This is a genomic window from Exiguobacterium sp. SH3S3, assembly GCF_004337115.1.
GTDB classification, from domain to species: domain Bacteria; phylum Bacillota; class Bacilli; order Exiguobacteriales; family Exiguobacteriaceae; genus Exiguobacterium; species Exiguobacterium aurantiacum_A.
Genome location: NZ_SJUU01000003.1, coordinates 25,901 through 51,562, shown reverse-complemented (window position 1 = coordinate 51,562; position 25,662 = coordinate 25,901). Strand labels below are relative to the sequence as shown.

General features: G+C 52.6%; 22 protein-coding genes, 1 riboswitch and 1 other annotated feature. Of the genes, 10 read left to right on the top strand and 12 right to left on the bottom strand.

Features of this window, described 5'->3' with window-relative positions; all coding sequences use genetic code 11:
- Nucleotides 1-89 precede the first annotated feature (89 nt).
- Entirely contained in the window at nt 90-1,469 is a 1,380-nt protein-coding gene (locus tag EVJ28_RS03615; RefSeq protein WP_131470265.1) for a TrkH family potassium uptake protein, read from the top strand.
- Between the two features lie 20 nt (nt 1,470-1,489).
- Here the strand turns inward: EVJ28_RS03615 and EVJ28_RS03610 are convergent, their stop codons facing one another.
- Together EVJ28_RS03610 and EVJ28_RS03605 are read right to left on the bottom strand one after the other, a co-directional pair.
- Nucleotides 1,490-2,560 (bottom strand): SDR family oxidoreductase, encoded by a 1,071-nt coding sequence (locus EVJ28_RS03610; protein WP_131470266.1) that lies wholly within the window; start codon nt 2,558-2,560, stop codon nt 1,490-1,492.
- The gene (locus EVJ28_RS03605) at nt 2,557-4,731 is read right to left on the bottom strand and encodes a PAS domain-containing sensor histidine kinase (RefSeq protein ID WP_131488026.1); all 2,175 of its coding nucleotides are present in this window, start codon (nt 4,729-4,731) and stop codon (nt 2,557-2,559) included. The genes EVJ28_RS03610 and EVJ28_RS03605 overlap by 4 nt, the downstream gene beginning before the upstream one ends.
- Nucleotides 4,732-4,866: 135 nt before the next feature.
- On the opposite strand from EVJ28_RS03605, the gene EVJ28_RS03600 reads away from it, so the two are divergent.
- Nucleotides 4,867-5,352 (top strand): restriction endonuclease, encoded by a 486-nt coding sequence (locus tag EVJ28_RS03600; RefSeq protein ID WP_236634041.1) that lies wholly within the window; start codon nt 4,867-4,869, stop codon nt 5,350-5,352.
- A gap of 218 nt (nt 5,353-5,570) precedes the next feature.
- Complete coding sequence (locus tag EVJ28_RS03595; protein WP_131441646.1) at nt 5,571-6,050, top strand: LURP-one-related family protein; 480 nt, start codon at nt 5,571-5,573, stop codon at nt 6,048-6,050.
- Nucleotides 6,051-6,125: 75 nt separating this feature from the next.
- On the opposite strand, the gene EVJ28_RS03590 is transcribed toward EVJ28_RS03595, so the two are convergent.
- Nucleotides 6,126-6,749: a DUF1836 domain-containing protein gene (locus tag EVJ28_RS03590; protein WP_131458560.1), complete on the bottom strand. Its 624-nt coding sequence runs from the start codon at nt 6,747-6,749 to the stop codon at nt 6,126-6,128.
- A gap of 148 nt (nt 6,750-6,897) precedes the next feature.
- Here EVJ28_RS03590 and EVJ28_RS03585 point away from each other — a divergent pair, with 148 nt between their 5' ends.
- Complete coding sequence (locus tag EVJ28_RS03585; protein WP_131458561.1) at nt 6,898-7,548, top strand: diacylglycerol/polyprenol kinase family protein; 651 nt, start codon at nt 6,898-6,900, stop codon at nt 7,546-7,548.
- Between the two features lie 154 nt (nt 7,549-7,702).
- Nucleotides 7,703-8,623, top strand: a complete 921-nt coding sequence (murB, locus tag EVJ28_RS03580) for a UDP-N-acetylmuramate dehydrogenase (RefSeq protein ID WP_131458562.1) — start codon at nt 7,703-7,705, stop codon at nt 8,621-8,623.
- A gap of 72 nt (nt 8,624-8,695) precedes the next feature.
- Here the strand turns inward: murB and ald are convergent, their stop codons facing one another.
- From ald to trhO, 4 genes are all read right to left on the bottom strand, one after another.
- On the bottom strand, nt 8,696-9,826 hold the full coding sequence (gene ald / locus EVJ28_RS03575; protein WP_131470268.1) for an alanine dehydrogenase: 1,131 nt from the start codon (nt 9,824-9,826) through the stop codon (nt 8,696-8,698).
- A gap of 131 nt (nt 9,827-9,957) precedes the next feature.
- On the bottom strand, nt 9,958-11,181 hold the full coding sequence (locus tag EVJ28_RS03570) for a PucR family transcriptional regulator (protein WP_131469042.1): 1,224 nt from the start codon (nt 11,179-11,181) through the stop codon (nt 9,958-9,960).
- Nucleotides 11,182-11,284: 103 nt separating this feature from the next.
- Nucleotides 11,285-11,710: a divergent PAP2 family protein gene (locus EVJ28_RS03565; RefSeq protein WP_070329193.1), complete on the bottom strand. Its 426-nt coding sequence runs from the start codon at nt 11,708-11,710 to the stop codon at nt 11,285-11,287.
- 117 nt (nt 11,711-11,827) lie between these two features.
- Complete coding sequence (gene trhO, locus EVJ28_RS03560) at nt 11,828-12,769, bottom strand: oxygen-dependent tRNA uridine(34) hydroxylase TrhO (RefSeq protein WP_131458565.1); 942 nt, start codon at nt 12,767-12,769, stop codon at nt 11,828-11,830.
- A 222-nt stretch (nt 12,770-12,991) separates the two neighbouring features.
- Between trhO and EVJ28_RS03555 the strand changes: the two genes are divergently transcribed.
- Nucleotides 12,992-13,624, top strand: a complete 633-nt coding sequence (locus tag EVJ28_RS03555) for a TVP38/TMEM64 family protein (protein ID WP_070329195.1) — start codon at nt 12,992-12,994, stop codon at nt 13,622-13,624.
- Between the two features lie 36 nt (nt 13,625-13,660).
- Here the strand turns inward: EVJ28_RS03555 and EVJ28_RS03550 are convergent, their stop codons facing one another.
- Both EVJ28_RS03550 and EVJ28_RS03545 read right to left on the bottom strand, forming a co-directional pair.
- A complete protein-coding gene (locus tag EVJ28_RS03550) occupies nt 13,661-14,944 on the bottom strand; it encodes a Na+/H+ antiporter NhaC family protein (protein ID WP_131458566.1) in 1,284 nt (427 codons plus the stop codon).
- Nucleotides 14,945-15,013: 69 nt separating this feature from the next.
- Nucleotides 15,014-15,109: riboswitch (SAM riboswitch) on the bottom strand.
- A 98-nt stretch (nt 15,110-15,207) separates the two neighbouring features.
- Nucleotides 15,208-16,887 (bottom strand): GGDEF domain-containing protein, encoded by a 1,680-nt coding sequence (locus EVJ28_RS03545; RefSeq protein WP_236634028.1) that lies wholly within the window; start codon nt 16,885-16,887, stop codon nt 15,208-15,210.
- A gap of 156 nt (nt 16,888-17,043) precedes the next feature.
- Nucleotides 17,044-17,255 (top strand) — a binding site (T-box leader).
- A 53-nt stretch (nt 17,256-17,308) separates the two neighbouring features.
- On the opposite strand from EVJ28_RS03545, the gene argS reads away from it, so the two are divergent.
- Nucleotides 17,309-18,991: an arginine--tRNA ligase gene (gene argS / locus EVJ28_RS03540; protein WP_131458567.1), complete on the top strand. Its 1,683-nt coding sequence runs from the start codon at nt 17,309-17,311 to the stop codon at nt 18,989-18,991.
- A 40-nt stretch (nt 18,992-19,031) separates the two neighbouring features.
- On the opposite strand, the gene EVJ28_RS03535 is transcribed toward argS, so the two are convergent.
- A complete protein-coding gene (locus EVJ28_RS03535) occupies nt 19,032-19,610 on the bottom strand; it encodes a metallophosphoesterase family protein (protein ID WP_131470269.1) in 579 nt (192 codons plus the stop codon).
- A complete protein-coding gene (locus EVJ28_RS03530) occupies nt 19,607-20,098 on the bottom strand; it encodes a YajQ family cyclic di-GMP-binding protein (protein ID WP_034780837.1) in 492 nt (163 codons plus the stop codon). Before EVJ28_RS03530 ends, EVJ28_RS03535 begins: the two co-directional genes overlap by 4 nt.
- A gap of 69 nt (nt 20,099-20,167) precedes the next feature.
- Between EVJ28_RS03530 and pulA the strand changes: the two genes are divergently transcribed.
- Nucleotides 20,168-22,162 (top strand): type I pullulanase, encoded by a 1,995-nt coding sequence (gene pulA / locus EVJ28_RS03525; protein ID WP_131470271.1) that lies wholly within the window; start codon nt 20,168-20,170, stop codon nt 22,160-22,162.
- A 15-nt stretch (nt 22,163-22,177) separates the two neighbouring features.
- On the opposite strand, the gene EVJ28_RS03520 is transcribed toward pulA, so the two are convergent.
- On the bottom strand, nt 22,178-22,342 hold the full coding sequence (locus tag EVJ28_RS03520; protein WP_016509685.1) for a YycC family protein: 165 nt from the start codon (nt 22,340-22,342) through the stop codon (nt 22,178-22,180).
- A 139-nt stretch (nt 22,343-22,481) separates the two neighbouring features.
- Here EVJ28_RS03520 and EVJ28_RS03515 point away from each other — a divergent pair, with 139 nt between their 5' ends.
- Nucleotides 22,482-23,273, top strand: coding sequence for a hypothetical protein (locus tag EVJ28_RS03515; RefSeq protein ID WP_131470272.1), 792 nt, complete (start codon nt 22,482-22,484; stop codon nt 23,271-23,273).
- A 102-nt stretch (nt 23,274-23,375) separates the two neighbouring features.
- Nucleotides 23,376-25,499 carry an MMPL family transporter gene (locus EVJ28_RS03510; RefSeq protein WP_131470273.1) on the top strand — a complete coding sequence of 708 codons (2,124 nt, stop codon included), beginning with the start codon at nt 23,376-23,378 and terminating at the stop codon, nt 25,497-25,499.
- Nucleotides 25,500-25,662 lie beyond the last annotated feature (163 nt).

Here is a 25,662-nt window from a genome sequence, read left to right as displayed (position 1 = left end):
AGGGTTAGCGATACATTTTTCTAGTTGGCAATTTACACGTCGAGGAGTAAGATGATGCTTAGAAAACTTGATTCGAAGGAGATAGCGAGATGCGACATCGATTGACAGTACGGGAGTTGCGCCTTAAACGAATTGAGGCGTTATACCGGCTCGTCTTTGAAAAGCCGGCCCGATTTATCGCGACTGGATTTTTACTCGCCATCTTGATCGGAGCGACGTTGCTGTATATGCCGTTCGCCCAAACCGAACCGGTCTCTTGGATCGATTGCCTGTTCATCGCGACGTCAGCAGGCACGGTGACCGGATTGTCGACGATCGACATCGGCTCATCGTTCAATACGCTCGGCGAGCTCGTCATCGTCGCCTTGATTCAAATCGGCGGACTCGGGTTCATGACGGTCGCGCTCATGCTGCTCAGTGTGCTCGGTAAAAAAATCGGCTTAAAACAGCGGATCTTACTCCAAGAGTCGCTCAACTTGTCAGGGCCGGGTGGAACGGTCCGCCTCGTCCGCAACATCGTCTTCACGACCATCATCGTCCAATTCATCGGGATGTTATTTTTGACGGTCGAACTTTACAGCACGGGTGATTACCGGTTCGGCGAAGCACTGTATTATGGCTTTTTCCATGCCGTCTCGGCGTTTAATAACGCAGGTTTTGCGTTATGGCCCGACAGCTTGATGCAGTTCGAGCAAAATACGGCCATCGTCGTCACGATTTCGATGCTCTTGATGATCGGTGGTCTCGGATTCACGACGATTGCCGACGCGACCGAGGTGAAACGATGGAAGCGGCTCGCCCTACATTCGAAAATCATGATTGCTTCGCTTGGTGTCATCAACGGGATCGCCTGGTTCGGACTCATGCTGTTCGAGTGGGTATCAGTGGAAGGCGGCTTGTACGGCCGTCCGATTGGCGAGGCGCTAAACGTCACATTCTTTCAAGCGGTGACGACACGGACGGCTGGATTCAATACGGTGGACATCTCGATGATGGCGCCGGTATCAATCGGATTAATCCTCATCTTGATGTATATCGGGGCCGGGGCGGCATCAACGGGTTCTGGGATCAAAGTGACGACCGTCGCTGTCATTTTAGCGGACATGTGGGCGTTCATCGCCGGTAAAAAAGAAACGGTCATTCTCGAGCGGACGATTGATGCGTTTCAAATCAAGAAAGCATACGTCGTCGCCATCTCGAGTTTCTTCTTTATTTTGTTGATCACGGCACTCACGATTTTGACGAATGATCATATTCCGGCGACCGCTCTCTTGTTCGAGACCGTGTCTGCCTTCGGAACGGTCGGTCTCTCGCTCGGCATCACGGCTGAATTGAATGACACCGGGAAAGGGTTCATCATGTTCATGATGCTCCTCGGCCGTGTCGGCTCGCTGACCATTCTGTTCACGGTCGCACGACAGATGGACCGGAAGATCCGTTACCCGAAAGAGAAGCTGTTAATTGGATGAGGACACACAAAAAGCCCTGGTCAGGGCTTTTTGTGTGTGTTGTAATAAGCGACGATGTCAGGCAAGTAGTCTTGTAAGTCCGGGCAAACGATGCCGGTCCCGTTTAACGCCCGGAGCGTCTGCGTCGTGTCGAAATGGACTTGATGCTTAAAATAGGCGAGCAGTTCTTTTGGAACCCCATATCGTTCCGATAGCTGTAAAGCGGAAAATCCGGTTTCTGCGGCGAAATGGGGAATCGTTCCGCGAGGCGAGCGACCAAACATCGCTTCGTGGATCATACGGTACACTTCCCGAGCCCCATGCGGGAACGGGTCGGTCAAATGGAACGTGCGCTTTAGACCAACTGGGGCGTGGGCGAGATAAGCAGTCGCTTCGACCACGTAGTCATACGGCACGAGGTTCACTTCGATGTTTTGCCGTCCGATATACGGGAGCGGCGCTGCTTGACGCAACTGGTCCATCAACTTCAACACGAAGTAGACGCCATCGAATTTTTTCGTCTCTCCGGTCTTGCTATGGCCGATGACGATACCGGGACGGATGATCGTCGCGGGTATCGAGCCGAGTTCACGGGAGACGATGGCTTCCGCTTCATACTTCGTAGCCTCGTAATGGTTTTTAAACTGGACCCGATGCCATAGCTCGTTCTCATAGACGGTCCCTTGGCGGCGTCCGGAGACGTAGGCGGTACTAAAGTAGACGTATCGCTTTAAATGTTTTGCCCGTTTGGCGAACGCCGTCATATGCTTCGTCCCGAGCAAGTTGACTCGGTAGCCGACGTCATACGGGATGCTCAAGTCATAAGCGGCCGCTAAGTGGAAGATATAATTCACTTCCCGTTCGATGACCGACCGCATGATCGGATCGAGAATGACTTCCGGGAGTGTGATATCGGCTTCGACAAGCACTAACTGCTCGTCTTGAAGCGAAGTCGTGGCCAACAGTTCTTGTTTCAAAGCGAGCGCTTCCGGTCGTTGTGCCGGTAAATGGAGCGCATAGATCGTGCCGATCTGATCCGGCAATGTCGCGAGATGGGTAATCAGCTTTCCTGCTAAAAATCCTGGGAAACCGGTAAAGGCATAATGGTTCATGGCGTCTCCTCCGCTACATCTAACGTGAACGTGAACGTCGAGCCAACGCCTACGCTCGACTCGACTTCGATGCTGCCGCCGTGCGACTCGATGATTTCCTTACAGATGGACAACCCGAGGCCGGTGCCTCCGATTTGACGTGTATCTGAGTTGTCGACACGGTAGAATTTTTTGAACAGTTCTTCGAATGCGTGCTCGGGAATCCCAATCCCAAAATCTTGGACAGACACGTGGGCTTGCTTGTGTTCTTTCCGGACGCGAACTTCAATCTCATGACTGTGAGGTGAGTACTTGATGGCGTTTGAAAGCAAGTTGATGATGACTTGCTCGATCCGGTCCTTATCGGCGATGAGAACGAGCAACTCGTCGGCATCATCGAAATGAATCGAGTGGTCAGTCGTCTCGCGGAAGCGTTCGACGACTTCGCGGACGAGCTCGTTCAAGACGAAGCGGTCTCGTTTATACTCTTGGTTGCCATCTTCCATGCGCTGAATATCGAGGAAGTCGTTCAACAAGTCCGTCAACCGCTTCGCTTCTTTCGCCATCGTCTTTAAATAACGCTCGCGCTTGTCCTTCGACAAATCGCGTGTCAGCATCAATTCGATGTATCCCGATAAAGAAGATAATGGCGTTCTCAACTCGTGTGAGACGGTGCTGACCAACTCGTTTTTGATTTGGTCCATCCGCTCTTCTTCGGTCCGGTTGCGGAAGACGAACAAAAAGCCACTATCCATACCAATCTGCCGTTTTGTGTCCATTCCCGTTCCGTACATCTCATAATACTGTTCGTCGCGATCGTTCGGTTGCGGAATCGAAAAACGGAGCGACACTTCACGAGCCGACCCGTCGAGCAAGAGGTCGATTTTCTTTAACATTTCAGTGCGGTCACGGCCCCGGAATGTCGTCAGGAGCGGGATGCGTTCCTGTATCTTGTTCGGAGCGATGCCGGGCAGGTCGAGTAAGCGCCGGGCATGTACGTTCATGAACAGGACACTACCGTTCGATTCGGTCAAGACGAACGCCTCGTTCGATGCTTGCAGAATCGATTGGATGATGTCGCGCTGACGAGCAATCGCATTTTTCTCTCGTTCAAGCATGCGCTCGACTTTTTTACGGTCACTAATATCGCGCATGACGGCGACGCGGAGCGTCTGGCCTTGGAACGTCACTTCTTTCGGATAGACTTCCATCTCTAAAAAGGTACCGTCCTCGCGCCGTCCGATGACTTCGTACGGGGTTTGAATGTGATTACGGACTCGTCTGAGGACATCGGCCCGGTAGCCTTCCGCGATAAATTCGATCGTTTGGCGTCCGACCATGTCCTCGGCCGGGATACGGAAGATCGTTTCGGCTGCCTTGTTCGCGTCAAGAATCGTTCCACCTTCATGAAACAGGACAGCTTCAATCACGGACTCAGCAAACATGCGGTAACGCTGCTCTTTATGGAGCAGTTCGCCTTTGAGCGCGATTTCAGGGCTGACATCAAAGACGAAGAAAAAGAAGCCGATGATTTGATTGTGTTCATAGACCGGCTGCATGAACAGTTTACCGACAAAATGGGTGCGGTCTTTGCGCTGAAACTTCCATTCTCGGTCTCCACGATCGAGTGCGACGCGCAGCATCTGTTCGAACGACAACAAGCGCTCCGTCTCGTCTTGATAATGCGTCCGCTTCTCACTCAGTTCTCGCGACTCGAACAAGGCGAACGGTGTCATCTCATAGAGCACTTCGTGAGGTTTATAGCCGAACAGCTCGGTCGCTCCTTTATTGAAGCGATTGATGAGCAGATTGGCATCTGTCATGATCATCGCCATGTCGAGCTCGGTATGCATCATCGCCTCAAAGGCGTTATGTTGGACCGTGACCCGCGTGTCGAGCGGGAGCGGCTCGATGGAGAGAACGTATATATGTTCATATGGGATCGCATGGACGCGAATCGTCGGCATCTCGTATATCCAAGGAAGTCCTTGCTCCATCCGACGCGACAATTCCATGGTGAGGGGTGATTGGTTGACCATGTGGAAAATATTCGTTTTCGTCTGTAAGTCTTCAGGAAACTGCTCCATGAACGGACGATTCGCCTGAACGATCGTACCGTCCTTCGTAATCAACGCGACGCCGTAAGGTAAAGCGTGCAGCAGTTCGTTTTGGAGATACATCCTTTTCTCCATTAACGTTTGATCCCTCCTTCTTTATATCAAACGGGTACATTTGGAATACATTCGACAGATGCCCCTTTGTTTTCCTGCATTGATTCGGTAAAGTAAATAAAAGAAACGATAGGGAGGACGATTGACGTGAAAGGAATGGCGCTTAGCCTATTGATTGCCACCGGATTATGGTGGTTCGAAGCACCGATGTGGAGCGTCGTCACGGTGCTCGCTCTCGGGATTGCTTGGCTCATCTGGCGGATGCGCCTGTCGACGATTGATCGGATTGATCGAATGGACGGCCGTGAGTTTGAGCTGTTTTTAGAAGAAGTATTCACAGCGCTCGGGTACACCGTGACGGTCACGCCAGCGTCACGTGATTTCGGGGCGGATTTGCTCCTTGAAACGTCGGACGGCTGGTCGATCGCGGTCCAAGCAAAACGCTATGAAAAAGTTGTCGGACTCGAAGCGGTCCAGCAAGTAGCCGCGTCCGTTCCATACTACGGGGCGAACGAAGGATGGGTCGTCACGAACTCGTCCTATACGGATAGTGCATACGAACTCGCCGAACCAAATCAAGTTCGTCTGATTGCAAGAACGGAGCTCGAACAGCTGCTTAAACAGGCTGGATTTAAGTGCTAAAATGGCGCCTGTTCACAGCTTTGACAGACTGGCGGATTGTGTCGAAGAAAAAGGGGTTGTCTTTTTCCTCAAACGGTGCAATAATCATCTTCGTCATATGAAATATGTAGTAGTTGAACAGAGAAACACGACTACTAGAAACTAAATTGGGGTTTCACAGAATGACCAACCGAACAAACACAAAAATCGAGGTTGGAACGTAGTAGGAGGAAAAAGCGGTGCGCAAATTAATTTATGTAAAAGGTTGTGTCTTTACGCAAGGCGAGGCGACCATTTATGACGAAACAAATGATGCAATCGGATCTGTTCACCGCAACGCGGAGGGCAATGTCCAAGTGCACAACTTGTCCGGTCGACAAATCGCTCACGGGAAGTACATCCCGAACTGTCAAAAGTGGGTCGTCATGAACCATGACGGGCAAGCGATTGGTCAATTAAAAGACAAGTTCTCGTTATTCGGGAAAAAGTGTGAATACAACGTCTATGAACGCGGTCTCTACACGATTCAATACGACGTCGAACGCTACAAGTTCAGTGTTCGCGATAAAGCTGGGAAACTTGTGGCGGAACTTCGCAAACAAGATGACGATTCTTTCTGTTTGACGAAAGAGGCGGATCAGCTCTCGATGTTCGAGTTGTTGTCAGTTTTGAAGACGTTGACGGTCAAATCACGGATGCCGGTCGCCATGTCAGTCTAACCAATATGACGAACACCAGTCACTGCGACTGGTGTTTTTTTTTGCGTTCCACAAAAAAAGCTTCATTTGATTGGCTCAAATGAAGCGGCTTAAATAGTGTTTGGCCTCGATCTCGAGTGTCGTCACGCGGTGCGCGTACAAGCATAGCTTCAGAACGTGCATGATGTTCGGATGGGTGTGTCCCATCTTCTCAATCGAACGCTTCGCACGAGTGTCTAACATCTCGATCGGGCTCGTCGACTTGGCATACTCCGCGTACAAGCGGTAGAAGTCGATCGGGGAGATGAGGTCGTCCTCGTCGCGGTCGGGATTGTTGAAGATGAGTGCGAGCAGCGAGCTCGTCTCTTCGAGCGAAAACAGATGCTTCAAGTCGTCGAGCAAATAAATGATCGCAGCCTGTTGTAGCGAATATTTTTTACCGACCCGGGGGACACCGATGATTTTACGAACTTCGCGTTTCGTCCAGTTTTGAATCGTCGTCGCGGACAAATGCTCTCCGGTCAGTGTGTTGGCCAAAGCCACGATTTGATTGATCGACAATCCGTTCTTTTCAATATGAAACAAATGGATTTTACGAAGCTCTTTCGGGAAATGCTCACGCACTTCTTCAGGAAAAAGTGAGATGGCCCGATCGACGTCACCAACCCGCATATAGTGAAGGCAATCAGCCAACGTTTGAATCGAATTTGCGTCGCGCATACAGGCATCCTTTCTATAGCCGACTTCGTTCGCAGGCTATACAGTCATTTGACCTCATTCTACCAAATGTTTGAAAAGGAAGCTAGGTTCTGGCTTGATTAAGGTATAATGAGTACGTATAAAAATCGCACATAAAGGTGGTCCCACGATGAATGAATGGGTCAGTTCTATTCTGTCCATCGTCATTGTCCTGGTGTTTCTTGTCGGTCTCGAACAGATTGGCAAGCGCCTCGGCTGGACGGATGAGACAATTCGAAAGAGTGTACATATTGCAGTCGGGCATTGGTCATTGCTCGCTGTCTGGTTGATGGACACATGGTACATCGCCGCCATACCGCTCGTGTTCTTTACGTTCGCAAACGCGTGGCTTCTATATAAGAGCCCGTCTCCGGTCCATCAGACCGAGCGGAAATCGCTCGGGACCGTCTATTATCCGATTGCACTCCTCGTCATCTTGTTCTTCTTTTTCGAGACGGAACCGCTCGCCTTTTTAGCGGGTTCGCTCGTATTGGCATGGGGAGACGGCTTAGCAGCCCTCATTGGACGAAAATATGGGACGGTGATCTATGACCTGTATGGGCAAAAGCGATCGTTCCAAGGCAGCATGGCCATGTTCTTAAGTTCGTACGTGGTACTCTTTTTATTGTTTTTGTGGAAAGGTATTCCGATGTGGCAAGTGGTAACTTATGGGTTTATCATTTCCATCATAGCGACGCTGACAGAAGCGATTTCGTATCGAGACTGGGATAATTTCACAATCCCGATTGTCGTCGCCGTCGCGACATCATTATTGTTGTAAACTATTTGCTAGATTGTAAAGAAAACGTTGCTTGTCACTCTCGGTAAACATTTGTATACTGTGTTTCGTACTGAAACCATTCAGCAACGTGTCCGAGGCGAACTTTTTCGCTTGCGGCACTAATAAAATAGACCGTAAAGGATTGAGGCAACGCATGAGCTTTTTAGACCAACTACTCACAATCATCCCGGCCGAGCGCTTCAAGCAAGACGAGCCGCTGTCAGCACACACATATACAAAATTGGGCGGGAAAGCGGATTATTTCGTAGCTCCACACACGTATGAAGAAGTTCAAGCCGTCCTCGAGCTCGCCCATCGCGAGAACGTACCATTCATGATTCTCGGTTTCGGGTCCAACTTGATCGTTCGAGACGGCGGCCTGCGTGGCATCGTCTTGAATTTGAACGAATTGAACACGGTTCGCCGTGACGGCAACCGGATCATCGCCCAAGCAGGAGCGGCCATCATCGACGTGTCGCGCCAGGCGCTCACTGAAGAGCTGTCTGGACTGGAGTTCGCATGCGGTATTCCGGGAACGGTCGGAGGCGCTGTTTACATGAACGCGGGTGCCTACGGCGGCGAGACGAAAGACGTAATCGCGAGTGCGGTCGTTTTGACGCCAGACGGCGAACTGCTCACGCTCTCGAAAGATGAGCTTGACCTCGATTATCGAACGAGCCGAGTTTCGAAAGAAGGCTTGATCGTCTTAGAGGCGACGTTCGAACTCGATCCGCTCGGTTATGAAGCGATCAAAGACGTAATGGACGATTTGACGCATAAGCGTGAATCGAAACAACCACTTGAATATCCGTCATGCGGCAGTGTGTTCAAGCGCCCGCCCGGTTACTTTGCCGGTAAACTGATTCAAGATTGCGGACTGCAAGGCAAGCGCATCGGCGGGGCGGAAGTATCACTCAAGCACGCGGGCTTCATCGTCAATATCAATCAGGCGACAGCGACTGAATACATCTCGCTCATTCGTCACGTCCAAGCGACGGTCAAACAGAAGTTTGAGATCGAACTTGAACCTGAAGTGAAAATCATCGGTGAAGACATCGCCGTCGAAAACGCATAAACATACGCAAGACGCCCGAACGGGATTTTCCGTTCGGGCGTCTTTCTGTCCGCATATTTCGGATGTGTTCGATTACGCGTGGAGCTGCTTCGTGACGGCTTCAGAGGCTGGTACGAACGTGTAGCCGAGGTCACGGGCGACGGCTTCGTATGTGACCGTACCGTCGATGACGTTCAACCCTTTGAGGAGCGCTGCATTTTCGCGAAGCGCCGGGAAGATTCCTTTTTGAGCGCACTCGACGATATAAGGCATCGTCGCGTTCGTCAAACCGAGCGTCGACGTGCGCGGGACCGCCCCTGGCATGTTGGCGACGGCATAGTGCTGCACACCGTAGCGTTCGTACGTCGGCGCGTCATGCGTCGTAATATGATCGATCGTCTCACAGATCCCGCCTTGGTCGATGGCGACATCAACGATGACTGACCCCGGTGACATTTGTTGCACCATCTCTTTCGTGACGAGTTTAGGTGCTTTCGCGCCCGGGATGAGGACGGCACCGATGACGAGGTCGCTCTCGGCGACTTGCTTCGCGATATTATAGCGGTTCGAGATGAGCGTGTTGATCGTGTTCCCGAACTGGTCGTCGATTTGGCGGAGACGAGCCGGACTGATGTCCATGATGGTCACGTTGGCTCCGAGACCGATGGCGATGCGGGCCGCGTTCATTCCGACGACACCGCCCCCGATGACGGTGACGTTCGCACGAGGCACCCCGGGAAGACCTGCCAAGAGGATCCCTTTGCCGCCATGCGGTTTTTCTAAAATTTGCGCCCCGATTTGAGCAGCCATCCGTCCTGCGACTTCGCTCATCGGTGTGAGCAGCGGAAGCGTACGGTCGACTTCGACCGTCTCGTAGGCGATGGCGGTCATGCCTGAATTGACGAGCGCTTTCGTGAGTTCAGGTTCGGCCGCTAAATGTAAATACGTGAAGAGCGTGAGGTCTGGACGGAAATATTGATACTCTGACGGCTGTGGTTCTTTTACTTTCAAGGCGAGTTCAACGTCTCCCCAAACGTCCTGTGCTGAATCGACGATGCTTGCCCCAGCGTCGATGTACTCCATATTCGTGAAGCCGCTCCCGATACCGGCCCCCGTCTCGACGAGCACCTCGTGTCCGAGTTCCGTCAAGACGGATGCACCCATCGGCGTCAACGCGACGCGGTTTTCGTTATTTTTAATCTCTTTCAATACCCCGATTTTCATGTGTAGTTCCCCTTTCTATCTGCTGACACAATCTGTTCACACCTCTAGTATAGACCCAAGTGAAATCGCTGTCTTTAGCATGGATTCTAAAAACGGCAACCCCCACTTTGTGATTTTTCACAAAGTGGGGGTCAGTCGTCTTGACGATATTGTCCGGCCTTGATCGCTAAATAAATAGCAGCCCGTTCCGGGAGCGAGACTTGGGTGATGCTCGTCAGTTCTTCGATCCGTCGAATCCGATACAAGACCGTGTTCGGATGGATATGGAGGTGGGCGGCGACTCGTTTGACGTTCCCGTCAAAATAGAAATACCATTCAAGCGTCGTCACGAGTTCGGTGTGGTGGACTTGGTCATACGCCTGCAACCGTTCGATCGTCGGGTGCGTCTCGAGGCGCAGGCCGATCCGTCGGGACAAATCGGGGACGAGTTGATAGATGCCGATCTGCTCGAACGCCCGGGCACTAGCGAGCTCGAACGGGAACTTCCGGCGTAGCGATGTGACCCGTCTCGCTTCCTCGGTCGCGGCATAGAGCGTATCGCTCTCGAAGAAACGACGGCTAATCCCGAGGCGAGGTTCGGCGTCAGTGAACTTGTCTTGAAGCTGGGTCTCGAAGCGGTCGGCCCACTGGAGGAGGGCGGCCTCTTCTTCAGATAGCTCGGACTTCATATAGTGCCAGACGAGCAGCTGTTGGCCGTCGATGGCGTGAAGGACGACCTCGATCGCTTCTTGTGTCGCAAGCGCATAAAATAACCGCTCAGCGAATTGCGGAGTGATCGGCTGCAAGCAGTCGATGATCGTCAGGCGATTCGCGACGGCGATTGGGGCAAGTTCGTTCAAGCGTTCCCGATGTGCGGGAGCGAGGTATGGCGAAGCGAGCACTTCTAAAAAGAAACGCTCGAGTTCGGCATCGATGCGACGTTCGTGCATGGCGATCGTCATGAGCAGTTTCTTGGCGATATTTGCCCCGTCCTTCAAGACGGTGAGTTCCTGCTCGGAGAACGGGGTCGTCCGGGCCAGGCTCCAAATGTAGCCGAGCACGTCTTCTTGCTGCTTGATGACGACGGCGGCGCGCTCGCTGAGACCGATGGCCATCCGGGCCGGGATGACGACAGGCTCGTCTCGGTCGATCAGCTCTTGCAGGATACCGCTTTCCCACAAATCTTCGATGACGGCTTCCGGGACACGGCGGCCGATGATGGTCGCAATCCGGGCCGGGTCGGTCGAGTCGGGATGCGTGCTATAGGCGAGTAGCTGATGGTGGCGATTTTCGATCGTGATCGGTGCGCGGATCGCTTGCCCGATCGCTTCGGCGAGTGTGTCGAGCGATTCATATGATTTCTGTAAAAAAGGCATGTCGATTCCTCCTCTCTATCACTATACCGTCTCTGTTGTGAAAGTTCACAAAAAGATGGATAGTTTTTGAGAGGGGAACGACATGCCTGAACGTGTGTATCGTTTACATGGGGAAAAATAGTCCGACGACGAGGCCGAGCAATGCGCCGACGATGACTTGGTACGGTGTATGGCCGACGAGTTCGTTCAAGATCGGTGTGTCGTGCTTGATCCCTTTAAAATAGTCGTTCAATAGACGGGCTTGGAAACCGACGGCTTGACGGACGCCGGTCGCATCGTACATGACGATCGTCGCAAACGTGAGCGCGAGGGCGAACATGCTCGAGTCGAGGCCTTCAGCCCGGCCAATCGCGGTCGCGAGCGCGACGACGGTCGAGGTATGGGAACTTGGCATTCCGCCTGAGGCGAACATAATTTCAAGTTCAAAGTCACGTGTTCGAATGAGTTCGGTCACAAGTTTGGCCGCCTGTGCGATAAACCAGGCCAGTATTGCGGCGAGTAACGGTTCGTTAAAGAGCAATTCAGTCACTTCCTGTCTGACAATAGTATCTACACTATACCCGATTCCATGCCGCGCTAGACGTAAAGTTTCTGTCAAAAATAGCGTCGCGGGCAAATGCCCGCGACGCTATTCGGTCGATTTTTGTTACCCGACGACGCCTTCAGTCTCTTGAAGTTTTTCCGCGATGTTCTCGATGATAAAGCGGTTGCGTGGATGCTCCTGACACTCTTTCGAGCATGAACGCATCTGTTTCGGCTCACACTCTTCACAACAGAAGTGTTGTTTATTGCACTCCGGGTTGGCACAATTAACGTAACGGGTCGTCTTCGTTCCGCAGTGCATACACGCTGAAACGACTGACGGATTGACCGTGTTGACCGGGACGTTGATGCGCTCGTCAAAGACGTAAAGCTCGCCGTCCCAGTTTTCACCTTGCGTCGCTTCGTCCTTGCCGTACATGGCGACGCCGCCTTTTAAGTGGAAGATGTTGTCGTGACCTTGGTCACGCATATATGCGGTAAATTTCTCGCAACGGACGCCTCCGGTACAGTACGTGAGAAGTGTTTTCCCTTCGTAGAGGTCTTTGTTCTCCTCGAGCCAGTCTGGCATGTAACGAGAAGCCTCTACGTCGATTTTGATCGCATTTTTGAAGTGACCAAGATCGTACTCGTAGTTGTTACGAACGTCGAGGATGACGACATCATCGCGATTCATCATCTCTTTCCATTCTTCCGGTTCGAGATACGCACCGTGTTGTTTAGGCACGTCGAACTCGCCATCAAAGCGCCACGTCACGAGCTCTTGTTTGTGACGGACAAAGATTTTCTTGAAAGCATGCTCTTCGACTTCATCGATTTTGAACTCGATGTCGCTGAAGTATGGATCGGCTTTCAAGTCGTTCATGTACTGTTCGGTTTGTTCCCAAGTGCCCGAGCACGTCCCGTTGATTCCTTCGGAAGAAATCAAGATACGTCCTTTGATCCCGAGGTCCTTACAATACTTGAGGTGTTGTTGTGTCAGTGTTTCTGGGTCCTCGATGTTGACGTACTTATAGTACAGTAAGACCCGCATTGGTTTTGTTTCCATGTTATTGCTCCCCTGTGTTCAGTTTTTTGCAGGAAAACGAACGTTGGGTTGTGTCGTTCGACGAATGAACTTGCCTGCAACCACAAGTCCATTATTATATGATAGATATCACAGTGAAATTTCGCAAATACTTTTTATTTTTTTTGAGGAGGGCAGGGGGATGCGTCCTCTTGAACGAATTCGGGTAAAAGGTAGTAACGAAAGCCGAAGGTGGAAACTGAGATGCTCACATCACTACAACAATATATATTGAACATCATCGAATGGCTCCAAGGACTGCCGGGAGGTCCTTGGGCTGGACTCGGAGCCCCGTTCCTAGAAGCGATTTTCCCGTTTCTCCCGCTCGTCTTGATCATCTCGGCGAACGCTGCCACGTATGGCTTCTGGCTTGGTGTTCTCTTGTCATGGATCGGCAGTTTGGCAGGGACGCTCCTCGTGTTCGCCGCCGTCCGATACGTGTTCCGCAAACCGATGACGCGTTGGCTCGAAAAACATAAACAGGGTGTCTATTGGCTCGATCGCATCAACCATATGAGTCCAATCTCGCTCGGATTCTTATATTCGTTGCCGTTCATCCCGGTCAGTTTGATCACGTACTTACTCGCCTTGATTCAAATGCCGCTCCGAACGTTCGTATTGGCGGCCGGATTCGGGAAACTGCTCGTCGTCATCATCTTCTCGGTCATCGGTGATCAGTGGCAAGAGTTCATCCAAAGCCCGTTCCGCTTATCGATGCTCGGCCTGCTCTTGCTCGTATTGTGGGCGATCAGTCGCGGTCTCGAAGAACTTCTCAAACGGCGCGCTTTCAAAAAACGGAACGAAGAGCTCAAACGTAAACGTGAAGCAAGAACATAAAAATCCTCGAAGGCGGCCGCCTTCGAGGATTTTTGCTTAGTTGGTTTTTTTGAAACGTGGGAAGTTGAAGACGATCGCCAAGCCTCCGCAAATGAACAGGAGGAACGGATAGAACATATACGGGACGAGGGCGGGGGACGCCGTGTTCGTCAACTCGGCGGCGATGAGGAGCTGCGCCCCGTAAGGCAGAAGTCCTTGTACCCCGCACGAGAAGATGTCGAGTACGCTCGCTGACTTTTTCCGTTCGATGTCATACGTATCGGCGATATTCGCGGCAAGCGGGCCTGCTACGAGAATCGAGATCGTATTGTTCGCCGTCGCGACGTTCGTCGCACTGACGAGCCCGGCGATGCTCCATTCCGCACCAGCCCGGCGCTGAATCCGTGACGTGAGTGCATCTCGTAAATAGGTGAGTCCACCGTTATGCGAGATGAGCCCGACGAGTCCGCCCATGAATAACGTCAAGAGCGAGATCTCGGCCATGCCCATCATACCGTCGGCCATCGCCGTAACGTAAGACGTGACGGCCAAGCTTCCGTCAATCAGTCCGATGATGCCAGCGAGCGCGATGCCGCCGAGCAAAACGAGGATGACGTTCAGTCCGGTCAAGGCGAGGACGATGACGGCGAGATACGGAATCAATTTGTACCATTCGAACGCGGCCACTTCAATCGTCGATTCTCCACTTGAGAGAACGGCTAACAGGACGGTCGTGATGATTGCGGCCGGGAGCACGATCCAAAAGTTGGTCCGGAACTTGTCACGCATGTTCGTCCGCTGTGTCCGGACGGCGGCGATTGTCGTATCTGAGATGAATGACAAGTTGTCTCCGAACATGGCCCCGCCGACAACGGCCGCGGCCGCGATCGCGATATTGACCCCGCTCTCTTGATGGATGCCGAGCGCGATTGGGGCGAGCGCGGCAATCGTACCGGTCGATGTGCCCATCGCCATCGAGATGAAGGCAGCGATGACGAACAATCCGCTCAGTAAGAGTGACGGCGGCAGGAACGTCAACGCCGCATTGACCGTCGCGTCAATCGCACCGATTGCACCGGCGACGTTCGAGAACGCGCCAGCGAGCAGGAAGATGAATATCATGATCAAGATACCTGGATTACCGGCGCCTTGGGCGATACGTTCGACGGTCTGTGTGACGCTTCCTTTCGTCATCATCGCGGCGACAATTAAAGCGATCAACGCCGCGATCAGCACCGGGAACTTGTAAAAGTCACCATAATAAATACCTGCCCCGATAAAGAAGACGAGGAAGACGAGCAAGGGCAAGAGCGCCCATTTGTTAGCTGTTGGTTGTTCCAATCGATTCACCTCATTTCATAGAATAGAAAAAGAGAGCCTTCCGAAAAAGGCTCTCTGTAAGAGACACCCTTTTCATCTTTCGAGCAGAACGCTCGCTGGATTTGGCACGGGTTACCCGCTGCCGAGACATCTAAGGGCCAGTCCCTCCGTCTCTCTTGATAAAAAGTCGTCATGATGTAGTTGTTAGACACGTTTTCTAACGTACCTGTTTCAAGTCGGGTTGTCAACAGAAATCCCCCTGCGCCAATGGACGCGGGGGGAAGTCATGTCGTCAAAAAATTATAATGGGCGACGCGGTTACGACCGGCGTACTTGCCGCCGACGTAAAGGGCCCGGTCAGCGTTACGAATCGTATCATCAAGCCGTTTGTCGCCGAACGCTTGAATCGTATCGACGCCGATCGAGGCGGTCACGGGAATATCGACCCCATCGACACGGAACGGCTTATCTTCAATCTTCTGTCGAATCCGTTCGGCGATATCGACGGCTTGGTCGACGTCGCAATGATTGAGCAGCAAGATGAACTCCTCGCCCCCGTAACGGGCCGCAAAGTCATCGGTCCGGAGCACTTGCCGGATTCGCCGTCCGAACTCTTGGAGCACGCTGTCTCCGACTTGGTGACCGTGCGTGTCATTGATTTTTTTAAAGAAGTCGATGTCGAGCATCGCGACTGAGATCGGGTACATCGAGCCGTCCGAGATTTGTTGAATCCCATACTCGTAGAACGCGCGCGCGTTGGCGAGCAGCGTCAAGCTATCGGTGCGGCTTTCCGTGTATAGGCGGTCGCGTTCGTGGCAACGGCTGATTGTTCGGTTGAACGACTTCAACAGTTTCATCATCTCGTTTTGAATGATGGGCGGATAGCCATAGACGTGTTCACCGATCATGACGATGCGTGTGCGGATCCCGTCAATCTCTTCTGACTGGACCGAGATGAAGCTGTGGTAATCGTCATGAAACGCTTCTGACAACGCTGCGTCCCATTCGAAGCGCATCTCATAATCGACAGACTTGGCGTGTGGATGGCGCGCTTCAATCAAGTCGAAGACGATCGGACGGTCGATCGGCTGTCGCGTCAACAAATCGAAATAGAGCGTTCGGTCGAACAGGACGAACTCGACAAACCCTTTATCATATTGGTTGAGGCGCTCACATTGACTCAAGAACACTTCAATCGCCTGGGCCTCGCTTTGAGACAGGGAGACGGCCTCTTTCGCTTCATCGTACTGTTCGATCAATGACTTGAACGCGTCTTGGCGCCCTTTTTGGATCATCAACCGCTTAATAAAGAACGTGAGGGCGGCCGCGATGCTACTGACGACGAGCAAGTTCGTCTCACGGAAGAACGACGCGGCAAGGATGAAGACGAAACTGACGATGTACGTGTAAAAAGCGATATTCAGAAAATCACGGACTGGGATATCGACGCGGAACCACCAGCCGACTTGATACTTTTGAACGACCGTGTTCAAAATGATGGCGCTGATCAGACCGATGAGCGGGACGAACGAATCCTGCGAATAGAAGCCAAGACCGGTCTCACCGCCGAGTGCCAAGTAAACACTTGCCGGGATGGCGATTTCTAAAAATGACGTGATCGCGTTCCAAGGATAAGTGAACCGGAAGCGGCGGAGCGCGACGCGCGGTTTTAAGTTGGCGAACTGAAAGACGAGGAGTCCGATTTGGTTGACGAGGAGCGCCGTCTCAAAATCAAAGAATAAAAAGATGATGAGGACGATGCTTTCTGAAAACGTGAAATAGACGCCTTTCCGTTCAATCGAGTCCATTTGGAAAATGATGACGAGCAGCGCGATCAAGATGAACGGAAGCGGCTCGATCGCCGGAACATCAAGGACACCGGTTGTAAACAAGGTGATGGTCAGTAAAACGATCAAACTCCAAATGCTCCAACCGAGGACGGACATTTTGCGAAAATGATTCATAGTTCCCTCCTGTGTGGGAAAAGTCTTCTCATATGTATGGTAGGAGATTCGGCACGGTTGCGCCCAAGTCCTGCCTATTCATCATAATGGCTGAATTCTAGCATTGAGTCTACATCAAATATCCTCTATAATGAAGTTGCTTTTCAACCACATAGACGAAAGTCGATGAAAAAGAGAGTAACGATCGTTTAGTCAACAAAGCGACCTAGGGATTGGTGAGAGCCTAGGCTGACAAACATCGCGAAACGCACTTTTGAGATGCTATCCGAAGCGAGTAGGCGTAGCCGGGGGCCCCCCGTTATCACCGTTAAAGTGGTCTGTGTAAAACAGGCAAGAAGAGTGGTACCGCGGGCCAACCCGTCTCTTTGCATCTGTGCAAAGGGCGTTTTTTTTATGACTAGATTTGAAGGAGGAAATTTACATGAGTTATGAACGCAAGTATGCGGAGGCTCTGTCACGTGTCATCGGTGACGAACTCACGCTCGACCAGATTGAGGCATTGATTGAAAAACCAAAACATGAGGCGCACGGGGATCTCGCGTTCCCATGCTTCCAACTCGCCAAGGCGTACCGGAAAGCGCCGGTCATGATTGCGACTGACATCGCTGGTGAATTGAACGACGAACTGTTCACAAAAGTTGAAGCGGCCGGTCCATATGTGAACGTCTTCTTGAGCCGTGACGTCGTCTCGCAGGAAATCATTAACACGGTTCTCGACGAGCAAGCGGATTACGCGACGCATGCGACACGCAACGAGACGATTGTCACGGACTTCTCGTCACCGAACATCGCCAAACCGTTCTCGATGGGACACTTGCGCTCGACGGTCATCGGTAACGCCATCAACCAGATCGCTCGCAAAAACGGCTATAACGTCGTCGGTGTCAACCACCTCGGCGACTGGGGTACACAATTCGGGAAACTCATGGTCGCTTATAAGAAGTGGGGCGATGAGGAAGCGGTCCGGGCAAATCCGATTGCTGAGCTCTTAAAGCTATACGTTCACTTCCATGAAGAAGTGAAAACTCAGCCTGAGCTTGAAGACGAGGGCCGTGCTTGGTTCAAAAAGCTCGAGGACGGTAACGTTGAAGCGACCGAACTGTGGACGTGGTTCCGTGACGAGTCGCTCAAAGAGTTCCAAAAAGTATACGATCTCCTCGGTGTCGAGTTTGACAGCTTACACGGTGAAGCGTTCTACAACGACAAGATGGACCGAATCGTCGCCATGCTCGAAGAGAAGAACCTGCTCGTCGAGAGTGAAGGGGCGATGGTCGTCTCGCTTGAAGACGAGAACTTGCCACCTTGCCTGATCACAAAGAAAGACGGCGCGACGCTTTACGCGACACGCGACTTGGCTGCGGCCGTCTATCGTCATGAGACGTACAACTTCGTCCAAGCGAACTACGTCGTCGGTGGTGAGCAGGCACTCCACTTCAAACAGTTGTTCTCGGTACTCCGCAAGCTCGGTTACGACTTCGTCGACGGCATGCACCACGTGCCGTTCGGCTTGATCTTGCAAGAAGGGAAGAAGATGTCGACACGTAAAGGCCGCATCGTCCTGCTTGAAGAAGTATTGAAAGAAGCGATCGAGAAAGCGCAAGCGAACATCGAACAGAAGAACCCTGAGCTTCCAAACGCAGAGAACGTGGCTCGCATGGTCGGAGTCGGCGCCGTCATCTTCCACGATTTGAAGAACGAGCGCATCAACAACATCGAGTTCGACCTCGATAGCATGCTCAAGTTCGAAGGGGAGACGGGACCTTACGTGCAGTACACGAACGCACGGGCGAACTCGCTCCTCCGTAAAGGCAACTACGACGGTTCAACGTTCGCAGGTGCGGACGACGACCACACGTGGGGCGTCGTGACGATGCTCAACGCGTTCCCACACGTCATCACGCGTGCCCATGAGCGCCGTGAGCCGTCGATCATCAGCCGTTACGTCCTCGATTTGGCGCAAGCGTTCAACAAGTATTACGGCCACGTCCGTGTGCTTGAAGAAGATGCGGGCAAACAATCGCGTCTCGCGCTCGTCAAAGCCGTGACGATCGTCTTGACGGAAGGACTCCGTTTGATCGGTGTCCAAGCTCCAGAAGAAATGTAAGCACGACAAAAGGGACCTGCGAAAGGTCCCTTTTGTCGTGTCACGCCTTCATCCGCGTGACGGTTCGCGTCTTCGTATCATATAGACACCATTCCCGGTCGAAAATGACGGCGCCGACATTGATGACGTAGCGCTTCTTCTTCAACTTGAACGGTGTCCCGATTTCCCAGGGAATCGAGCGGCCTTTCCGGTAGATGCCCGGAATATGACTATGCCCGATGAAGACGAGCGGGTACTTGCCTTTTTCGACGATCGGCTCCCAGTCGGCGCTCCACTCGATTTGGTGACCGTGCAAGAACAAGGCCTCATCGAGCGTCGTCTGTTCAGGCAATAATGAGATGCGGGTCTTGACAGGGTGCGACACGATGAGCACTTCGTCAATCCGTTCTTCTTGATTGCCACGCAGGCTCGGGAATGTCAGGAGTGTCTCGTACTGCTCGTCAAACGTCATGACGTCGGAGACGTCATGAAACCGTTCGTTGCGCCGCTTTTTACCGATATGGCACTCGTACAAGTCGCCGAGGCAGAGGATGTGCTCGGTCTCGCGCCTGACCGCCTTGAGGACGGCTTTCAAATCATCAAACGAACCGTGCGGGTCACTGATGATGGCGAGTTTCATCGGTAGTTCGTGAACTGGGCATCGACCGATAACTCGAGCTCACGGACGAGTTGCATGACCGCTTGCAAGTCGTCACGTGATTTGGCCGTCACACGAATTTGATCGTCTTGAATTTGCGATTTCACTTTCAACTTCGACTCTTTGATGGCGTTGTTGATCTTCTTGGCATCGTCTTTATCGATCCCGCTCTTCAGCTTGACACGTTGACGGACGGTACCGCCGAGTGCGCGTTCGATTTTTTGATAGTCGAGGTTTTTCGTCGGCACGCCGCGCTTGATCAACTTCGAGATCATGACGTCTTTTAACTGTTCGAGTTTGTAATCGTCATCTGAGACGAGGACGAGGTCACCGTTATCGAGTGACATCTCACTCTTCGATCCTTTAAAGTCGTAACGGTTCAAAATTTCTTTTTCGGCGATTTGGATCGCGTTTTTCACTTCTTCGAGGTTCATTTCTGACACGATATCAAAAGAATTGTCTTTTGCCATGTTTCATCCATCCTTTGTATGGGTTTTGTTATAATGATAGCAGATTTGAAGCAGTGAAGGAGTGAAACGATGGAACATACAATCGATAGACAGACAAATGTAGACTTGGATCACGTTGCATACCATGGAAAAGACCTTGGGGTGACGTTTAAAAGTGAACTCATCCGTCTGCGGGTGTGGTCGCCGGTAGCCGAGCAAATGACAGTGAAGCTTTATCGTACGGCGCGGGCGCGTAAGTTTGATCGCATCGAGCTCGAACGGGCCGAAAAAGGGACATGGATGGTCGAGCTTGACCGGGCGCAATTCGAAGGTCAGTTTTACGTGTTCGAGGCAATCGTTGACGGCAAACGCATCGAATCCCTCGATCCGTATGCGAAAGTCGTCGGCGTCAACGGGAAGCGGGGCTGCCTGCTCGACCCGTCTTCAATCAACCCGGACCATTGGGTCAAAGAACGTCCGCTCTTCCACTCTTCGCAAGAAGCGGTCATTTATGAAGCACATGTGAGAGATTTGACGAGCCACCCGGATGGCGGTGTCATGCACCGTGGTAAATTCCTCGGGATGACCGAGGCTGGCACGAAGACGAAAAACGGATACCCGACAGCGCTCGACTACATCACGGCGCTCGGCGTGACCCACCTTCAACTCATGCCGTTCTTTGACTACGGTTCGGTCAACGAGTCGCGGGAAAGCGAGTCGAACTATAACTGGGGCTATGACCCGGTCCATTATTTCGCGGTCGAAGGTTCGTACGCCTCGACAGCGGATGACCCGGCCGCCCGTATCCTCGAATTGAAGGCGATGGTTCAAGCGCTCCATGACCGCGGGATCCGCGTCATCATGGACGTCGTGTTCAACCATACGTATGACGCTTTGACGACACCGCTCGGCCAGTTCGTGCCGGACTACTACTATCGGTTGAACGAGGACGGGACGCTTGCCGACGGCTCGGAGTGCGGCAACGATACGGCGTCAGAGCGGGCGATGATGCGCAAGCTGATCGTCGAATGCGTCTCGTATTGGGCCAAAGAGTTTATGATCGACGGCTTCCGCTTTGATTTGATGGGGCTGCATGACGTCAAGACGATGAACCAAGTCCGCAAAGCACTCGACCGGATCGATCCCTCGATCCTCGTCACCGGAGAAGGCTGGGATCTCGATACACCACTGGCAGTTCGTAAGAAGGCAAACCAACACAACGCCCATAAAATGCCACGTATCGCCCAGTTCAACGATGCAATCCGGGACGGAATCCGTGGTGACGTGTTCATCGAAGACTTGCCGGGCTGGATCAGCGGCAATCTTGATGTGACGGCTGACGTGAAGCGCGGGATCGCCGGTGCGGTCACGAGTCAAAGCTTCGCCGATGAGCCGAACCAAGTCGTCAACTACGTCGAATGCCATGACAACTTGACGCTTTGGGACAAACTTGCCGCCGCTAGTCCTGACGACAACGAGACGACGCGCCGCCGCCGTCATCGTCTTGCGACGACGATCGTCCTGCTCAGTCAAGGCATTCCGTTCCTTCATAGCGGTCAAGAGTTTTTCCGCACGAAAGACGGGGATGAGAACAGTTTCAAATCGGGCGAGGTCATCAACCGCCTCGATTGGACTCAGGCCGAGCAAGAGACGCCGAGCGTCGAATATGTGAAAGGCTTGATCAACTTACGCAAACAGTATCCGCTGTTCCGTCTCGAGAACACCGAACAGATTCGAAAGCATTTACGTTTCTTTGACGAAGAAGAAGGGGTAATCGCCTACGAACTTCATCGTCACGTCGAAGGTTATGTCGAGCGTCACCTCGTCTACCATAACGGACTCGAAGTCGCGGTCGACGTGAAGCTGCCAGCAGGCAAGTTCGAAGTTCATGTCGAGGACCATACCGTCAACTTGACGGCGCCACGCCTCGTCGAAGACCGGCACCTCACCGTCGCGCCGCTGTCGACGCTCGTCGTGACAGAACGCCGTCCGGATTACAGCAAGTACGCCGTCGCCGGTGGGGCTGCGCTTGCCATCCTTGGACTCTGGTACGTCGCGAAAAAACGGAAGAATAAACAAGGGTAACAAAAAAAGGAGACGTCATTCCGTCTCCTTTTCTTCGTTCGGCTCGGTCTTGGATGCTTCAAGCTCCATCATCTTCCGAACGAGGATATGTTTTGGCATATGCATGAGTTCTTCAAGCGGTACGTTCAACTTTTTGGCAAGCTCGACCGCCGTCTCGGGAGACAGTTGTAGTGGGCGCATGTGGTTTCTCCTTTCTAAGTTCAGGTTTGCTACAGCCAGTATACAGCAAAAACGGACCGAGTGAGAATGTGTCGTGTGAACACATTCAAAATCGAAAAACCGTTCGGTCGTTGCTAAGCTGAAACTAGGAAGTGATCAAATGTACAAACAAGTAGCAGACTATCAGTTTCATCAGACGGTTGAATGGTTAGAGCGCGTCGGTGGAGGATGGATGTTGTATTTGGCGCAAACCGGATTTGTCTTTTTCGACGAGACGTTCCAAATCAGATGGGAACTCGAGTGGAAATCGGCACCGTGCGCACTATATATTGAACCACATGGAAAAAAAGCCGTCGCGCTGTTCCGAGACATGCAAACGTATGGAGTCATTGATTTGAAGCAAGGCATGATGGAGTGTCACCCAATCCCAAAAACGTTTCATGACGATTGGTTCAGCAATTTATGTCATTGGCGAGGAGACGATTTATTTCTCTACTCGGCGGAATCTGACATCGTGGCGTTAAACATGACCGACCACACGTTCCGCTATAGCCGCTATGAGGAGACGCCGGAGTTTGGCGCCATCATTGAGTTAGCATATCATCCGATTTATGATTTTGAGCGATTCACGGCCCCGGGCCTCGTCACGCTTTACGATGAATTGAATCAGCAATTCATGGTCGAGCATGTCGAAGCGGGTGAACGATGGACGATTCCTTACGGCGGCGATTATGATACGGTTATCGTCGACCAGGTCGGTGCGACGACAGCGATTACGTCGATGACGTCGTTCCAGCTGTTCAAGCGTGACCGTCTACTGTTTGCTTCTGACGTATGTGCCGAAAGTGAATTATTGAAAGTGATGTTGCTTGATGAGTCGGGAGACCGCCTCGTCGTATTATCGACGCCTCGACGATTTTGCCATAGTTGGCTACAAGTGTTCGAGCGTTGACGTTCCTGGACCGGACTCACGGTTCAGGATTTTTTTGCGAAGACTTGATGAAACTCGTGCGAAACGGGAACAGTCTTCTTAGATGGAGAGGGGTGGACTTGGATGGAACGGTTAGGTAAAAATTTGGTGCGGTGGCGCTTTTGGGTGGTCGCCGTATGGACCGTGTTATTAGCGGTCTCGATTTACTTCGGATTGCAGTTGCCTGGGGAATTGCGAGGAAACGGGTTTGCGGTTCAAGATGGTCGCTTCGCGCAAGTGGAGGACACGTTGAACGATCGGTTCGACCGGGCCGGTGCTTCGATGATTGTTTTGCTCGAAGGCGGTGACTTAGAGACGGTCATGGCCGAACAAAAAACACGGCTCGAATCCGTTTCAGGCGTCGATGGCGTCATCACGCCAGCAGAGAACCCGGACGCGCGTTCGGATGACGCCGCGTACTTCGTGCTCGAGTTTGAGGACCAGGAAGCGGCCGAGGCGGCCATCGCCGACGTTCGCGCTGAATTGATTCGAGATACGGACACGGAAGTCCGGTTGACCGGGGAGCCGGTCTTTGCCCAAGATTTGAATGAGGCATCGAAAAATGACTTGATCCGGGCCGAATTGATCGGGATCCCGGTCGCGCTCGTCGTCCTCCTGCTCGTCTTCGGGACACCGCTTGCCGCTTTCATGCCCTTATTCGTTGGACTGATCACGTTCATCGTCGCGGCGGGCTCGCTCTTCTTCTTCACGCAGACGATGGAGCTATCGATTTTCGTATTAAACGCCGTCGCGATGATCGCGATTGCGCTCGGGATCGACTTCTCGCTCCTGCTCGTCAACCGCTACCGTGAAGAGCTCGCCAAAGGACTGTCACGGGAAGCGGCCATCGTCCGGACGGTCGCGACGGCAGGTCGCTCGATCCTGTTCTCAGGACTGTGTGTCTTCGTCGGGCTCGCCGGACTGTTGTTCATTCAAGTCGATGTGTTTCAAGCGATTGCGCTCGGTGCCTTGATTGCGGTCGCGGGCGCCGTCTTGTCGGCGCTCACGCTCTTGCCGTCGGCGCTCTATATCGTCGGCGATGCCATCAATAAAGGACGTCTCATCAGAACGAACGAGACGCGCTCTGAAGTGCGCTGGCAAAAGTTGGCCCGGTTCGTCATGAAGCGTCCGGTCGTGATGACGCTCGTCGCGTTGCTCCTTTTGTTGCCGAGCCTTTGGTTCGTCCGCGACTTAGAACTGAACATCCCGGACGCCGATGCGCTCCCGACGTCGTACGAATCCCGGGCCGCCCTCGAGCGGTGGGACGATGTGTTCGGCGAGACGTCGACCGATGCGGTGCTGTTGTTTGAGACGAACGATTTGACCGACTCGATGATTCTTGACGAGTTGACAACCCTCACAGACGAGTTGAATGAAGACCCGATCGTCGACAACGTCACGACGTTCTTGACCGCATCAAATCTGACAGCTGCGGAATTCCAACAGCTCGTTCAAGTCGCCCCGGAACAGCTCGAGGCGTTTGAACGTCTCGTCACGCTCGAAGGGAATACCGACCTCGCGCTCGTCAACGTCAGCTTCGACGTGCCGCCGAGTGATAAAGCGGCGCAGGCGTTCGTCCGCGATTGGCGCGACCAAGGCTTCGACGTCGGCGGACCGGCCGCCTTCAACGAAGAGATCTATGAAGAGATCTACGACAGCATCCCCTATGCGGTCGTGACCGTGATTTTAGCGACGATGGTCATCCTCATGTGGGCGTTCCGCTCGATCTTGATTCCAATCAAGGCGATCATCATGAACGTGCTCGGACTCGGGGCGACGTTTGGGTTATTGGTCATCATCTTTGAGTCGGGCTACGTGTACGACGCCGAGACGATCAGTATTTTGACGCCGGTGTTCATCTTCTCGCTCGTGTTCGGCCTGTCGATGGACTACGAGGTGTTCCTCGTCTCACGGATCGAGGAGTATTACCGCGAGACCGGGGATAACGACTATGCGACCGAGATGGGGCTCGCGAAGACGAGCAAGATCATCACGTCGGCCGCGATCATCATGATCGTCGTCACGGGCGCGTTCGCCTTCACCGGTGTCAGCCCGATCAAACAGCTCGGGGTCGGTATCGCGCTCGCCATCTTCATCGATGCGACGATCATCCGGATGTTGCTCGTCCCGTCCTTGATGAAACTGTTCGGCGACTGGAACTGGTGGTGGTTCGGGAAGAAAGATTTACCGAAACGTAATCTACACTAAATTTACATTTAATGAAATAATCGCGAGAGTATGTTAAAATAGCCTCATGATTACGCGCAATTTGGGAAAGGAAGGTCTTTATGGACACCGAGAGGACATGGCCTCTGTTTCAATTGCCGGACTTCTAGCGTTGAGTTTTTACAGACGAACAGCGATGTAAAAA